Genomic DNA, 14,042 nt, shown 5'->3' with positions numbered 1-14,042 from the left:
GGGGCCGCTAGGCCTCGGGCGTCCGCGTCCGCAGGCGCTCGTGGACGGCGTGGCCGGAGGAGGCGGTGTGCGCGGCCCGCACCCGCGTCCCCCCGTCGACCAGCAGATCGGCACCGGTGATCCACTCGGCCGCGTCCGAGGCCAGCCAGGTCACCGCCCGCGCGATGTCCTCGGGCCGGCCGATGCGGCCCAGCGGGAGTCCGGCTCCCAGCTCGTCCTCGGAGTGCTCCCACACGAAGCGGGCCATCTCGGTGCGGACGAGGCCGGGGGAGACGGAGTTGACCCGCACGCGCGGGGCCAACTCGCCCGCGAGCTGCTGGGTCAGATGGACCAGGGCCGCCTTGCTCGTGCCGTACGCGCCCACGTGGGGACCGACGTGCCCGGCGCCCTCCGTGCAGACGTTCACGACCGCCCCGCCGTGCTCGCTCATCCACGCCCGCCAGGCGCACTGCACCAGCCGCAGTGGTGCCTCGACATTGACCGTGAACGCCTCGCGCCAGCGGTCCGGGTCGGCGTCCATCAGGGGACCGTACGGCTGGTTGGTCGCGGCGTTGTTGACCACGACGTCGATGCGCCCGAACTCCCGCAGCGCCAGCTCGGTCAGCTCCCACAGATGGGCGGGATCGGCCACCGAACCCGCCAGCCCGATGCCGCCGACCCGCTCGGCGGCCCGGCCCACCGCGTCCGGATCCCGGGCGGTCACGCACACCCGCGCCCCCGCCCCGGCGAGCGCCTCGGCGACGGCGAGCCCGATCCCGCGCGAGCCCCCGGTGACGATGGCGGCCTTGCCCTCAAGCCCGTACGGCGACGTCATCCGCGTACGGTCTCATGACGGACCGTCAGTCAACAGCCCCCAGTCGTGAGTGCTGCGCCGCCACCAGCTCGAGCACCGTGCGCCAGTCCTCCATCACCCCGGCGTCCAGGCCGACGACCTTGCCCGCGTCGTCGGCCTGCCGCAGCGTCACCGCGTCGTCGGCCAGCGGATCGCGCTCGAACGTGGCCGCCTCGCGCGGTGTCATCGCGCCACCCTGCACGGTCAGGGTCAGGGTGCTCTGCGCGGACAGCCCGCGGCCCGGCGACGTGGTCGCCAGATAGCGCTTCGCCGCCACATGCAGCCGTACGAGCCGGGAGACCCGTTCGCCGAGCAGCGGCCGTACCGCGTCGGCCGCGTGGTCGGCGTGCCGGGCGTCGTCGCCCGGCCTCAGCAGGTGTCCGATGTCGTGCACCAGGCCCGCCACCTGGAGTTCCTTGTCGCTGGGATGGCCGCGGCGCAGCAGCGCGGCGGTCTGCAGCGCGTGATCGTGCAGATCGACCGGGTCGCCATCGCGCCCCGGGGTGTCCCAGGCGCCCCGGCAGGCGTGCAGCAGATCCATCAGCTCCTCGACGCTGCGCAGCTCCATGCGTCGGTCCCCCCGCGAGAAAAGCCGTTGCCGGGCGTCAGCAGATCATGTCCGGCTTGCGAATCGGCCAACGGGACCTGAACTGCACACCCGCGTTCAGTGGTGCCCGTGATGGTCGTGGCGGTCCGCCGCGCCATGGCTGTGCGGGGTGTCGCCCTCCGGCGCTCCGCCCATCATCCGGAGCATGGCCGGGCCTCCCGTACGCAGGAAACGCCACACCAGGGCCCCCGCCAGCAGCAGGAAGACGATGTTGAGCCAGGTGGTGTAGTTCCAGGAGACGCCCTCCATGGGGATCGTCGCGTCGGCCTGGTCGGGGACGAGCCCGAGGCCGCCGAAGACGAACTCCACGACGTATCCGGCGAGCACCATGGCCGCGTAGAACGTCACCAGCAGGAAGCCGGTCATCCGCGGCCCGTAGTACTTCCGGTAGATGTTCAGGATCGGCAGGATCAGCAGGTCGGCGAAGATGAAGGCGACGACGCCGCCGAAGCTGATGCCGCCCGTCCACAGGACGACGGCCAGCGGCACGTTCCCGATGGAACAGACGAACGAGGCGATCGCGACCAGCGGTCCGACGAGGGGGCCGATCAGCTTCGCCGCGAGCGGATGCCCGTCCAGGAAGAAGGAGCGCCAGAACGCGTCGGGCACCCAGGCCGCGATCGCGCCCGCGATCAGCAGACCGATCACCAGGTCGCGCAGGATCGCCGCCCACTCCATAACGAAGACGTGCGCGACGGAGGTGAAGCCGTCGGGCGAGAGCAGCCGCCGGGCGAACGACCCTTCCCGCTGGACCGACATGTCCATGGCGGCATGCCCCTCCATGGACCCGGCCAGCCCGCGCTCCGCCTGCTCCCGGGCCTGTCGCAGCAGCCGCTCGCGCAGGAAGAGCCGGAAGAGCACGGCGAGCACCACGATCATGACCGGCCCGCCGAAGAATTCGGCGAGGGTGAACTGCCAGCCCATCAACAGCGCCAGGATCACGCCGAGTTCGACCACCAGATTGGTCGAGGCGATCTCGAACGCCATCGCCGCCGTGAAGTTCGCGCCCTTGCGGAACAGTGAGCGGGCGAGCGCGACGGCCGCGTACGAGCAGGACGAGGAGGCGGCCCCGAGCCCGGCGGCGAGCGCGAGCGTCCGTGGCCGGTCGTCACCGAGCAGCCGGACGACCGTCGCTCGGCGCACCACCGCCTGGACGACGGCGGACAGGCCGAACCCGAGGACAAGGGCCCAGGTGATCTCCCAGGTCATCGACCCCGTGATGGACAGCGCGTGCAGGATCGCGTGCATGGGTTTCGCTCACTTTCCGTCGGCGGGCGGGCTGCCCAACCGCTTCTGCTCACCGTCGGTATTGAGCCGAATGGGTGGCGACGATAAGGGCATCGTGTTTCAAATCACCGCAGATCGGGGCTGGGTGGGCGCTAATCGACGCAAGACAGTTACCTCGTGTTTTCAGCCCCATCGAGCAGGCGCCCGCTCATTTGGTTAACCTGTACCGGACGGACAGCTTTTCTGGGTTCCACCCACACCCATGGTCCGTTCCGGGACAAGCCGGTCACCACGGCATGCTCTCACCTGAGTTACCGGCGCCACCGCGTCCCTAACTGCCTTCGACTCAGACCCGAGCGGACGTCAGGCGGCCGGCAGCGGACTGGCCCCGTAAGTCCCGAGGGTGACCCGACACATAAGGAGTGCGCGGTGACACCAGAGAAGACGAATCGCGATCAGCGCCCCAAGGAACGCACGGAGCGCGCGGGCCGTGGGGCCGAGAAGAAGCTCGGCAGCCTGGATGTGTGGGCCAGGTCCGCCCCGATCCGCCTCGCGGGCTACGAGGACGACCTCGCCGAGCCCCACATCCTGCCCAGCGTCGACTGACCCCGGCAGGACCCATCGCGATCGCTGACGGCATGGGCGTGCCAGACTCACGTCCATGCTGATCAGAGAAGCCGCGGCCGACGACTGGCCGCGGATCTGGCCTTTCTGGCACCGGATCGTCGCCGCCCGCGAGACCTACGCCTGGGCCCCGGACACCTCCGAAGAAGCCGCCCGAGCCCTCTGGATGGGCCCGGGCAAGCGCGTGTACGTCGCCGAGGACGACACCGGAGCGGTGGTCGGCTCCGCCTACGTCGCCCCCAACTACGGCGGTCCCGCCGCCCGGATCGCCAACGCGGGATTCATGGTCGACCCGGAGCGGGCCGGACGGGGCGTCGGCCGGGCGCTCGCCGAGCACATCCTCGCCGTGGCGAAGGCCGACGGCTACCGGGGCATGGTGTTCAACGCCGTCGTGGAAACCAACCCCGCCGTCAAGCTGTGGAGTTCGCTCGGTTTCACGGTCCTGGGCACCGTGCCGGACGCGTACGAGCACGCCCGGCACGGGTTGGTGGGGCTGCACATCATGTACAAGGCCCTCTAGCTCAGCGGTGCCGTACGCTCCCACGGGCGCAGCTCCTCCAGCTGCCCCGCCAGATCGAGGAGAACGGACTCGGAGCCGGGGCGGCCCACCAGCTGTACGGCGCAGGGGGCACCGCTCGGCAGCGTGCCGAACGGCACCGACATTGCGGGCCAGCCGGTGAGGTTCCACGGCGGAGTCAGCGGCGAGTAGTTCGTGTTGGCCAGCAGATTGCGCAGCCAGCCCCGCTCGTGCCAGGCCGCTGCGGCGGGTCCGCGCCGGGCGAGCGTCGGGGTCAGCAGCACGTCGTGCTCCTCGAAGAACGGCTCCAGGCGCCTTCGGAGCTGCTCGCGGCGATCGCCCTTGCGCACCCCCTCCACGAAGCGGCGCCCCAGGGTGGCGTGGACGCGGGTGCGCCGGGTGAGCCGGCGCAGGTCGAGATCCTCGGCGTCCACCGCGGTGCCCGCCGTCCAGTGCGCGAGCGAGGTCGTGCTCAGCCAGAGCGGGTACGGCGGGTCGGCGGGCCGCACCTGGTGGCCCGCCCCTGCCAGCAGCCCGGCCGCCTCGCGGGCCGCGGTCGTATACGGACGGGTCACGCGAATACCGGCCAAGGGGCTGCGCACGGAGACGGCCACCTTGCGGGTCACGGTCTCCGCGGGACGTATCGCCTCGATGTCCGCGAGGACCGAGAACATCAGCCGTGCGTCCTCGACCGTGGTCGCGAGCGGCCCGTTCTCCGACATGCCGAACCAGTCGCCGTGACCGATCCCGGCGGGCACCGTGCCGTGGCCCGGCTTCAGGGTGACCAGACCGCAGTTGGCGGCCGGGATCCGCAGCGAACCCATCCCGTCGTTGCCGAGCGCGATCGGCACCATCCCGGCGGCGACCGCGGCCGCGCTGCCCCCGGAGGAGCCGCCCGCCGTGCGCGAGGTGTCCCACGGGTTGCGGGCGATGCCGTGCACGCCGTCCGTGGTGCCGAAGACACAGAGCTCGGGCACGTTCGTCAGACCCACGATCACGGCGCCCGCCGCGCGCAGCCGGGCCACGGTGACGTGGTCGTGGTCGGCGGGCGTGTCCGGGGTCGCGGCGGAGCCGTGGCGGTTCGACTCGCCGCGCACCGGGAGGTTGTCCTTGACGGCCACGGGCACGCCCGCGAGGGGGAGTTCGCCGAGATCCCTCGTGGCCAGCTCGTCGGCCTCCGCGAGGGCGGCCTCAGCCCGGAGTGTGCGGAAGGCACCGACGCGGCTGTCGAGCAGCTCGATCCGCGCGAGGTGTTCGGCCACCACCTCGCGGGGGGTGACCCGCTTCTCGCGTACGGCTGCGGCGATCTCGGCGGCGGTCCGGCCGACCCAGGTGGTCACGGGCGCTCCTTGTCGTACTGGTGAGTAGTACGAGGAGCACTCTGCCTGGGAGTGGGGTGCCTCGTCGAGAGTCGCCGGCCTTGGACATTCGCTCCGATCCTCTTGGACTTTCGCGCGGGGGCCTCCCGGTATTTCCGCAGAGCGGGAGATCATCCGATCACTGGCTCAACTTCCATGGCTGCATGCCCCATTGACAGCTTTTGGTGGCCGCTCAATCATCAGACCTCCGATGAATGGGAGCCGCTCATGAGTATGCATCCAAGACGTCAGGTACTGGGAGCCGCGGCCGGAGCCGCCGTCGCGGCCACTCTTCCCCTCGCCGGCACGGCCGAAGCGCGAACCGTGGCAGAGGGGCGGTCCCTGGACGAGCAGCAGGGCCAGTGGGTGCCCGTCCCCGACCCGACACCCGTGTCGCTCGACGCCTACGTCGACAACGACGGCATCGACACCGCCGCCGCACCCGGCGGGAACTTCGACGGCTCGGCTGACGCTGAACGTGCCGCTGGAATCCGGTGCCACGGTCACCGAGTCGGCGTGCTCGGCCGGGGACACCTTGCAGCGGTGGGAACTGGAACCCGCGCACGGGGGCTATCGGCTCGTCAACGCGATCACCCGCATAGCGGTGCACGCGACGGACGACGGGCGGCTCGCGCAGTACCCGCCCGACCAACGGGATCCGTCCGTCTGGCAGTTGACCACGTCGACCACCACGATGACCATCGCACCAGTTGACCGACATCTACTTCCGGTCGGTCGGGCGCAACTCGGTCCTCCTGCTGAACATTCCGCCGGACACGCAGGGGCTGCTGCCCGCCGCCGATGTGACGCGGCTGAGGGAGTTCCGCGAGCGGGTCGACCGGGAGCTTCCGGAGGATCTCGCGCGCGGTCGGCTGGTGAGGTCGTCGTCGGGCGTGTTCACCGTCGACCTCGGCGCGGAACGGGAGGTGGAGCGGATCCGGCTGGCGGAGGACATCCGGTACGGACAGCAGGTCGAGGGCTTCGCGGTCGAGGCGCACAGCGGCGGCTCCTGGCAGCAGGTGGCCGAAGCGGGGACGGTCGGGGCGAGCCGGATTCTGCTGCTGGCGGCGCCCGTGCGGGCACGACGATGGCGGCTACGGGTCACACGGTCCCGCCGGACGGCACGCATCGCGGAGTTCGGGCTGTACCGCTCGCAGGTCTGAGAGCTGAGGCGGGGGTGGACGTCGTACATGACGTCCCCCCACTTGCCTCAACCCCCGCAGGGCCCTGTGCTGTCCCGCTCGATCAGCCGCGGCACCGGCACCTGCACCGTCCGCGCCGGACCGCCGTCCAGCAGCGCGGTCAGCTCCTGCGCCGCCGTGCGCCCGAACTGCACGGTGTCGCGGGAGAGCGCGGACAGCCACGGCCTGACCATGCGGCACAGCGCGGAGTCCTCCCAGGCCACCACCGAGACGTCACCCGGCACGGAGAAGCCCAGCTCGGTCGCGGCGGCGACCCCGGCAACGGCCATCACGTCGTTGTCGTAGACCAGCGCGGTCGGCGGTGTGCCGCTCTCCAGGACGCGGCGGGTGACGGCCGCGCCCTCCGCGTCCGAGTAGTCGGTCGTCACCGAGCGCACCTCCGCCAGCCCCTGCCGGTCGGCCTCCGCGCGCAGCGTACGGATACGGCGTTCGGTGTGGGCGAGCCCCGGCAGGCCCGCGATGTGCACGATCCGACGATGACCGAGCGCGTACAGCTCGTCCACGACCGCGGCCATCGCGCCCGCGTCGTCCGCCCAGACGACGGACAGCCCGGGATGCCGGGCGTCCGGCACGCCGCCGATGAGCACGGCGGGCAGGCCCAGTTCGTCGAGGAGGTCCGGACGCGGATCGTCGACGCGCGGGTCGACGACCATCACCCCGTCCACACGGTGCTCGGCCCACCAGCGCCGGTAGACCGCGCACTCGGCGTCCACGTCCTCGACCACCTGGAAGAGCAGACCGAGATGACGCTCCGCCAGCACCTCCTGGATGCCGGAGATGAGCTGGAGGAAGAACGAGTCGACGCCCAGCGTGTCGGCGGGGCGTGCCACGACCAGACCGACGGTGGCCGCTCCTTCGCCGGACAGCTGGCGGGCCGCCGTACTGGGCCGCCAGCCCAGCTGTTCGGCGACCCGGCGCACCCGGTCGCGGGTGACCTCGGAGACTCCGGGCCGGTCGTTGAGCGCGAAGGAGACCGCGCTCTCGGAGACCCCGGCGCGCCGCGCGATGTCCTTCATCGTCGGCCGACGCGCGGGGGACCGCTTGGCTGGCACGTGGGCTCCCCATTTCTCCGAGCTGTGTACTAATGCGCTTGAGCAGTAGAACCCTAAAGCGCATTAGTCATGGCATGCAAGTTCCCATAGCCAGGGCGCTGACCTGCACTAATGATGAGCGGATTCCTTTAGCTGGAACGAATCCATTGACTTTTCTCAAGCGTGCCGGGCAAGGTCGCTGGCGCCACCACTCGCCGACGCCGCAAGGGAGCCGTGTCACCGTGCCCATACCCCGCAGAGCCCTCGCCGCTGCTGCCGTCGCCCTCGTCCTGCCGCTGAGCGCCTGCGGCTCCGGCGACGACAGCAGCGGCTCGACGGACGCCTCCGGCAAGGTCGAGGGGAACATCACCTTCCAGACCTGGAACCTGAGGGTCAACTTCAAGTCGTACTTCGAGGGCGTGATCGCCGACTTCGAGAAGAAGTACCCCGGCACCCATGTGAAGTGGGTCGACCAGCCCGCCGAGGGCTACGCCGACAAGATCAGCGCGGACGCGGCGGGCGGCACCCTGCCCGACGTCGTCAACGTCTCGCCCGACCTCGTCGCCCCGCTCGCCAAGGCGGGCCTCGCGCTCGACCTCGACAAGGCCGCCGCCAAGTACCGGACCGAGTACCTGGACGGCGCCTGGGCCAGCCACCAGATACCGGGCATGACCGGGACGTACGCCTTCCCGTGGTACCTCAACACCGGCCCGCTCTTCTACAACAAGTCGCTTTTCAAGGAGGCCGGACTCGACGCCTCCAAGCCGCCGACGACGTACGACGAACTCTTCGCCGACGCCCTCCAGATGGCGAAGAAGAGCAACGGCAAGGTCGCCACCCTCGCCAACGTCCCCACCATCGAGGACTTCGGCCGCTACGGCGTCGAGCTGATGAACAAGGAAGGCACCGGCTTCTCCTTCAACGACGCCAAGGGCATCGAACTCCTCACCAAGTACAAGGAGTTGTACGACGCCAAGGCGCTCGACTCGCAGGCGCTGACCGCGACTCCGGAGTCGTCCGGCAAGAAGTTCCTCACCGAGGCCGTCGCCATGAACCCGGGCAGCGCCCTGGACCTCGGCAACTTCAAGAAGCAGGCGCCGAACCTGTACAAGAACATCGGCATCACGGACCAGATCACCAGCACCGGCAAGGTGAACATGTACGTGATGGGCGTGATGGTGAACTCACGCACCAAGCACACACCGGCCGCCGTCGCCTTCGCGCACTACGTCACCGACGCGCAGAACCAGATGTCCTTCGCCAAGAAGGTCGCCATCTTCCCCAGCACCGCGGGATCGCTCGACGACCCGTACTTCACCAAGGAGGACGGGACCGACGAGACACGGGTGCGGATCGCCGCCGCCAAGTCCCTGAAGAACGCGGTCAATTACACGCCGGTTCTCTTCAGCGAGCAGATGAAGACCGCGCTGCGCAACGAGGTCGCCAAGGCACTCCAGGGCAAGGAGAGCCCCAAGGCGGCTCTCGACAACGCTGTCAAGGCCTGCAACACGCTGCTTCAGCAGCAGGGCTGATCGGACATGGCGAGTTCTTCCAGCGCAACCCGGGTGCGGCGGCAACTTCCCACCAGTCCCTGGCTGTTCGCCGCTCCCGGTCTGCTGGTCGTGGGCGTCTTCATCCTCTACCCCTTCGTCTCGACGCTCATCAACGCCTTCACCGACCGGCGCACCCTGATCCCGGGCACGTTCGTGGGCCTCGCCAACTTCAGGGAGCTGCTGCACGACGACATGTTCTGGATCGGCCTGCGCAACAGCGCGCTGTACGTCGTCGGGGTCGTCCCCGCGCTCGTCCTGCTGCCGCTGCTGCTCGCACTCCTGGTCCAGAAGAACATCCCCGGCATCACCTTCTTCCGGTCGGCCTTCTACACGCCGGTGGTCGCGTCCATCGTCGTGGTCGGCCTGATCTGGGTGTGGCTCCTGGACGAACGCGGGCTGGTGAACTCGCTGTTGGAGGCGATCGGTGTCGGCAGGGTCGGCTTCCTCAGCGACCAGTGGCTGCTCCTGCTGAGCGCCATGGCCGTCACGGTCTGGAGGGGACTCGGCTACTACATGATCATTTACCTGGCCGCGCTCGCCAACGTGCCGCGTGAGCTGCACGAGGCCGCGCAGGTGGACGGCGCGGGCGCGGTGCGCCGCTTCTTCACGGTGACCGTGCCCGCCGTCCGCTCCACGATGGTCCTGGTCGGGGCGCTCTCCTCGGTCTCCGCGTTCAAGGTGTTCTCCGAGGTGTATCTGATGGCGGGCCCGGACGGTGGTCCGGCGGGCGAGGACACCACCCTCGTCATGCTCGTCCAGCGCACCGGCACCGGGCTGACCGGCCGCGTCGGCTACGCCTCCGCCATCTCGGTCGTCGTCTTCGCCGTCACCGTCGTGCTGATGCTGCTCGTGCTGCGCGCCGACCGGAAGGAGGAGGCGTGAGCGTCGTCGAGAAGGTGCGTCCCGTCTCGCCGCCGACGCCCGTGCGGGAGCCCCGTCGCCGTCTCACCGACGAGCACGGCCGCCGCATCCGCGTCTGGGAACTCGCCCTGCGCTACCTGCTGTTGCTCGCCGTCCTCGCCCTCACCGTCGGCCCGTTCGTGTGGCAGTTGTCCACCTCGCTCAAGGGTCCGACCGAGGACATCTTCAGCTCGCCGCCCAAGTTCCTGCCGGGCGATCCGACTCTGCACAACTACAAGCGCGTTGCCGACACCATCCCCGTCTGGGACTACGCGTTCAACTCGCTCAAGGTCGCGGGCGCCAACGTCGTGACCAACTGCGTCGGTTCGGCCCTCGCCGGGTACGCCCTGGCCCGCCTGCGCTACCGGGGCCGGCGCGTGGCCACCCTCGTCTTCATCCTCGCGATGCTGGTCCCCGTCGAGGGCATCATCATCGCCCAGTTCACGACCATGCGTGAGCTCGGCCTGAACAACACGCTCATCGGGGTGGTCCTGCCCGGCTGCATCGGCGCGATGAACGTCCTGCTGATGCGCAACGCCTTCCTCAACCTCCCGTACGAGATCGAGGAGGCCGCCTTCGTCGACGGGGCGAACGCCTGGCAGCGGTTCCTGCGGATCGCGCTGCCGGCGGTGAAGGGCACGCTCGCCGTGGTCGCGATCTTCGCGTTCATGGGTGCCTGGGACGACTTCCTGTGGCCGCTGATCGTGCTGAGCGATCCGTCGAAGTTCACCCTGACCATCGGCCTCAACTATCTGCACGGCACCTTCGCCAACGACGAACGGCTCGTCGCCGCGGGCACGATCATCGCCGTGGCACCGCTGATCGCCCTCTTCGCCTGTCTCCAGCGGTACTTCTTCCGTGGCGTCGGTGAGGGCGCCGTCAAGGGCTGAACTCCCCGTACTTCTGCTTCGCAAGGATCCCGCATGCCTTCTGCCGTGCGCTTCGGCGTCAACTACACGCCCAGCGAAGGGTGGTTCCACCACTGGCTGGACTTCGACCTCGACGCCGTACGCGCCGATCTCGACTCGATCGCCGCGCTCGGCCTGGACCACATCCGGGTCTTCCCGCTGTGGCCCTACTTCCAGCCCAACCGCACACTGATCCGCCCGCGCGCCGTGGAGCAGCTCGTCGCGCTCGCCGACGCGGCCGCCGAGCGTGGACTCGACGTCAACGTGGACGGTCTGCAGGGACACTTGTCGAGCTTCGACTTCCTGCCCGCGTGGACGCGGACCTGGCACCGGCGGAACATCTTCACCGATCCGGACGTGGTCGACGGGGAGGCCGAGTATCTGCGCACCCTCGCCGCCGCGCTCGCCGACCGGCCGAACTTCATCGGCATGACGATCGGCAACGAGGTCAACCAGTTCGCGGCCGTACCGCACCCGGACCCGGACCGCATCACCCCGGAGCAGGCTGCCCGGTGGCTGGCACGGCTGCTCGCCGCCTGTGAGGAGGGTGCGCCCGGCAAGCTGCATCTGCACGCCTCGTACGACGCCACCTGGTACCAGGACGACCAGCCGTTCACGCCCGAGCACTCGGCCCGGCTCGGCGCGGTCACCGCCGTGCACTCGTGGGTGTTCAACGGCACGGCCCAGCGCCATGGCCGTACCGGAACGGCCACCGAGCAGCATGCCGCGTACCTCATCGAGCTGTCCAAGGCCTGGGCGGACGACCCGGGCCGTCCGGTCTGGCTGCAGGAGGTCGGCGCGCCCGCGCCGCTGATCCCGGCCGAGCACGCGGCCGCCTTCACCGAGGCGACCGTCGCGAACGCCCTCGACTGCCCGGATCTGTGGGGCGTCACCTGGTGGTGCTCGCACGACGTCAGCCGCGATCTCGCGGATTTCCCCGAACTCGAGTACAGCCTGGGTCTGTTGACCAATGACCGGCAGACCAAGCCCGCGGGACGGACCATCGCCGGGATCGTCGAGGAGCGGCGCGGGTACACCCCCGCACCCCGGACCACCGCGCTCGTCGTCGACACCGTGCCCGGCCGTTCGGTCTGCGCCCCCGGCGGCCCGGTCTTCGAGGCCTTCGCCCGGCTGGCCGCCGACGGGGCCCGTCCCACCACTGTTCTCGCGAGCCGCGCCGACGACAAGGAACACCTCGCGGCCCGTGGCATCACCGAAGTCGTCACACCGGATCAGGTCACCGAGTAGCCCGTCCCCACGACGATACGGAGCACACAGTGAACCTCAGCAGACGCACCGTCCTGCTCGCCGGAGCCGCGGCAGCGCTCACCCCCGCGCTGCCCGGTCTCGCGGCCGCGGCCACCCGCGACCTTCAGCCGTACGCCTCCTACTGGTACCCCGACTCCCTGCCCTCGGGCACCCCGGGCGCCGGCATCACCTGGCGCAGTCTCAAGGCCTGGCGCGCCGAGAGCGACGCGGACCTGGCGTTCAACGCGGCGTCCGTGCCGCTCGCCGCCCGCTTCACGCCGACCCCCGCGAACACCACGGCCCGCTCCGGCCAGGCCCGTGTCCAGTCCCTCGTCTCCTTCGGCCCGACCTCCAGCAATCCCTCGCAGGGCTCCGCCACCGCCGACTACTACGCCCTCACCCACTGGGCGTACGTCGACGAACTCGTCTTGTGGGGCGGCTCGTCGGGCGAGGGCCTGATTCTCGCGCCGAACGCGCCGATCGTGGACGCGGCCCACCGCCACGGCGTGCGCGTCCTCGGTAACGTCTTCCTGCCGCCCGTCGCCTACGGCGGACAGCTGCAGTGGACCCGTGACCTGGTGCAGAAGGACTCCACCGGGCACTACCCGCTCGCCGCGCAACTGGTCGCGGTCGCGGCCGCCCACGGCTTCGACGGCTGGTTCATCAACGCCGAGACCGGCGGTGGGAACACCGCGCTCGCCACCGACATGCTCGGCTTCCTCAAGGAACTCAAGGCGCTCGGCACGGCCAAGGGGCAGCGGGTCACCTGGTACGACTCGATGACCGTGAACGGCTCGGTGAGCTGGCAGGGCGCGCTCAACAACCAGAACAAGACGTTCTTCCAGGCCGCCGACTCGATGTTCCTCGACTTCCGCTGGTCGCAGAGCAGCCTGGCTTCCTCGGGAACGACGGCGCAGCAACTCGGGCGCAGCCGCTATGAGTTGTGGGCGGGCGTCGACGTCGAGTCCAACGGAACGGGCACGTCCGTCAATTGGGACGCCATCGTGCCGACCACCAAGACACACGTCACCTCCATCGGCTTCTACCGGCCCGAGTGGACCCGCAACCATCTCCCCGCGAGCCGCACACCCGGCGACTTCCACGCCGCCGACGACACGTTCTGGACCGGCGCCTCCCTCGACCCCGCCAAGCCGGACACGACCGCCGGCTGGCGCGCTCCCGCTGTCTCCGTCGCCGACCGCTCCACCGTCACCTCCGTCCCCTTCGCGACCGTCTTCAACACTGGCCACGGCCTGAAGTGGTACGAGGACGGCCAGGCCACCTCGGACGCCGCCTGGAACCACCTCGGTCTCCAGGACCGGCTGCCGTCCCGCCGCTGGGTCGTGCGGACCACCGGCCAACGCCCGTCCGTCACCTTCGACTTCGCGGACGCCTGGCGCGGCGGCAGCAGCCTCCTGGTCGACGGCGCCCTCGACACGCCGGCCACGCTGGACCTGTACGCGACGCGGCTGCCGCTCGGCGCGGACACGGTCGTCGAGCTGACCCACCGTACCGACGCGGGCGGCGCCTCCGTGGAACTTGCCGTCGCCACCGCCGAGCCGAGCGGAGCGGGTGGGGCGCCCCCGTACACGTACTTCCCGGTGACCTCCTCGGGCGACGGCTGGCAGACCTCGACCGTGCGGCTGACGGGACTGACGGGGACCGTGCACGCGCTGGGCGTCCGGCTGACCGCGAGTGGCGGACCCGTGCGATGGCGGCTCGGCGCGCTCGCCGTCCGGGACGCGGTGGTGACCCCCGCCGCTCCCACCGGCCTGCGGATCACCGACGCCGACGGCGGCAGCCTGCGCTTCGCCTGGCAGGGTGCGCCTGGCCCCGTACGCCAGTACGAGCTGTACAGGACGCTCCCCGACGGCACACGCCGCTTCCTCGGCGGCACCTGCCAGACCGCGTTCTACGTCGGTGGTCTCACCCCCGAGCAGGATGAGACGGCCGCGCGGTTCGAACTGCGCGCGGTGGGGGAGCTGTTCATCGTCTCGACCGCCGCCACGACCACCCACACCTGGTAGCCCGCACC

General features: G+C 70.3%; 13 protein-coding genes. 8 read left to right on the top strand and 5 right to left on the bottom strand.

The genetic code is table 11. From position 1 onward, the window contains the following. Positions 1–7: 7 nt before the first annotated feature. The 3 genes from ACZ4WS_RS01250 to ACZ4WS_RS01240 form a co-directional block, all read right to left on the bottom strand. Complete coding sequence (locus ACZ4WS_RS01250) at positions 8–814, bottom strand: SDR family oxidoreductase (RefSeq protein ID WP_467976068.1); 807 nt, start codon at positions 812–814, stop codon at positions 8–10. Positions 815–839: 25 nt separating this feature from the next. Continuing rightward, on the bottom strand, positions 840–1,400 hold the full coding sequence (locus tag ACZ4WS_RS01245; protein ID WP_467976066.1) for an HD domain-containing protein: 561 nt from the start codon (positions 1,398–1,400) through the stop codon (positions 840–842). 96 nt (positions 1,401–1,496) lie between these two features. Then, positions 1,497–2,687, bottom strand: coding sequence for a permease (locus tag ACZ4WS_RS01240; RefSeq protein ID WP_467976064.1), 1,191 nt, complete (start codon positions 2,685–2,687; stop codon positions 1,497–1,499). Positions 2,688–3,095: 408 nt separating this feature from the next. On the opposite strand from ACZ4WS_RS01240, the gene ACZ4WS_RS01235 reads away from it, so the two are divergent. Together ACZ4WS_RS01235 and ACZ4WS_RS01230 are read left to right on the top strand one after the other, a co-directional pair. After that, complete coding sequence (locus ACZ4WS_RS01235; protein WP_467976062.1) at positions 3,096–3,272, top strand: hypothetical protein; 177 nt, start codon at positions 3,096–3,098, stop codon at positions 3,270–3,272. 55 nt (positions 3,273–3,327) lie between these two features. After that, on the top strand, positions 3,328–3,810 hold the full coding sequence (locus ACZ4WS_RS01230) for a GNAT family N-acetyltransferase (RefSeq protein ID WP_467976060.1): 483 nt from the start codon (positions 3,328–3,330) through the stop codon (positions 3,808–3,810). On the opposite strand, the gene ACZ4WS_RS01225 is transcribed toward ACZ4WS_RS01230, so the two are convergent. Continuing rightward, positions 3,807–5,147: an amidase gene (locus ACZ4WS_RS01225; protein WP_467976058.1), complete on the bottom strand. Its 1,341-nt coding sequence runs from the start codon at positions 5,145–5,147 to the stop codon at positions 3,807–3,809. The genes ACZ4WS_RS01230 and ACZ4WS_RS01225 overlap by 4 nt on opposite strands. A 728-nt stretch (positions 5,148–5,875) precedes the next feature. Here ACZ4WS_RS01225 and ACZ4WS_RS01220 point away from each other — a divergent pair. Continuing rightward, positions 5,876–6,328, top strand: a complete 453-nt coding sequence (locus ACZ4WS_RS01220) for a hypothetical protein (protein ID WP_467976056.1) — start codon at positions 5,876–5,878, stop codon at positions 6,326–6,328. A 47-nt stretch (positions 6,329–6,375) separates the two neighbouring features. Here the strand turns inward: ACZ4WS_RS01220 and ACZ4WS_RS01215 are convergent, their stop codons facing one another. After that, the gene (locus tag ACZ4WS_RS01215; RefSeq protein ID WP_467976054.1) at positions 6,376–7,419 is read right to left on the bottom strand and encodes a LacI family DNA-binding transcriptional regulator; all 1,044 of its coding nucleotides are present in this window, start codon (positions 7,417–7,419) and stop codon (positions 6,376–6,378) included. A 221-nt stretch (positions 7,420–7,640) separates the two neighbouring features. On the opposite strand from ACZ4WS_RS01215, the gene ACZ4WS_RS01210 reads away from it, so the two are divergent. The 5 genes from ACZ4WS_RS01210 to ACZ4WS_RS01190 are packed head-to-tail and all read left to right on the top strand — an operon-like array spanning position 7,641 to position 14,034. Beyond that, entirely contained in the window at positions 7,641–8,930 is a 1,290-nt protein-coding gene (locus ACZ4WS_RS01210; RefSeq protein WP_467976052.1) for an ABC transporter substrate-binding protein, read from the top strand. Positions 8,931–8,936: 6 nt separating this feature from the next. After that, a complete protein-coding gene (locus tag ACZ4WS_RS01205) occupies positions 8,937–9,833 on the top strand; it encodes a carbohydrate ABC transporter permease (protein ID WP_467976050.1) in 897 nt (298 codons plus the stop codon). Next, positions 9,830–10,741, top strand: a complete 912-nt coding sequence (locus ACZ4WS_RS01200) for a carbohydrate ABC transporter permease (RefSeq protein ID WP_467976049.1) — start codon at positions 9,830–9,832, stop codon at positions 10,739–10,741. Before ACZ4WS_RS01205 ends, ACZ4WS_RS01200 begins: the two co-directional genes overlap by 4 nt. Before the next feature lie 33 nt (positions 10,742–10,774). After that, on the top strand, positions 10,775–12,007 hold the full coding sequence (locus ACZ4WS_RS01195; RefSeq protein WP_467976047.1) for a glycoside hydrolase 5 family protein: 1,233 nt from the start codon (positions 10,775–10,777) through the stop codon (positions 12,005–12,007). Positions 12,008–12,036: 29 nt separating this feature from the next. Then, positions 12,037–14,034 (top strand): endo-beta-N-acetylglucosaminidase, encoded by a 1,998-nt coding sequence (locus tag ACZ4WS_RS01190; RefSeq protein ID WP_467976045.1) that lies wholly within the window; start codon positions 12,037–12,039, stop codon positions 14,032–14,034. Positions 14,035–14,042 lie beyond the last annotated feature (8 nt).

It is taken from the genome of Streptomyces sp. NPDC029292 (genome assembly GCF_055569295.1).
This window is presented reverse-complemented; position numbering and strand designations above follow the sequence as displayed.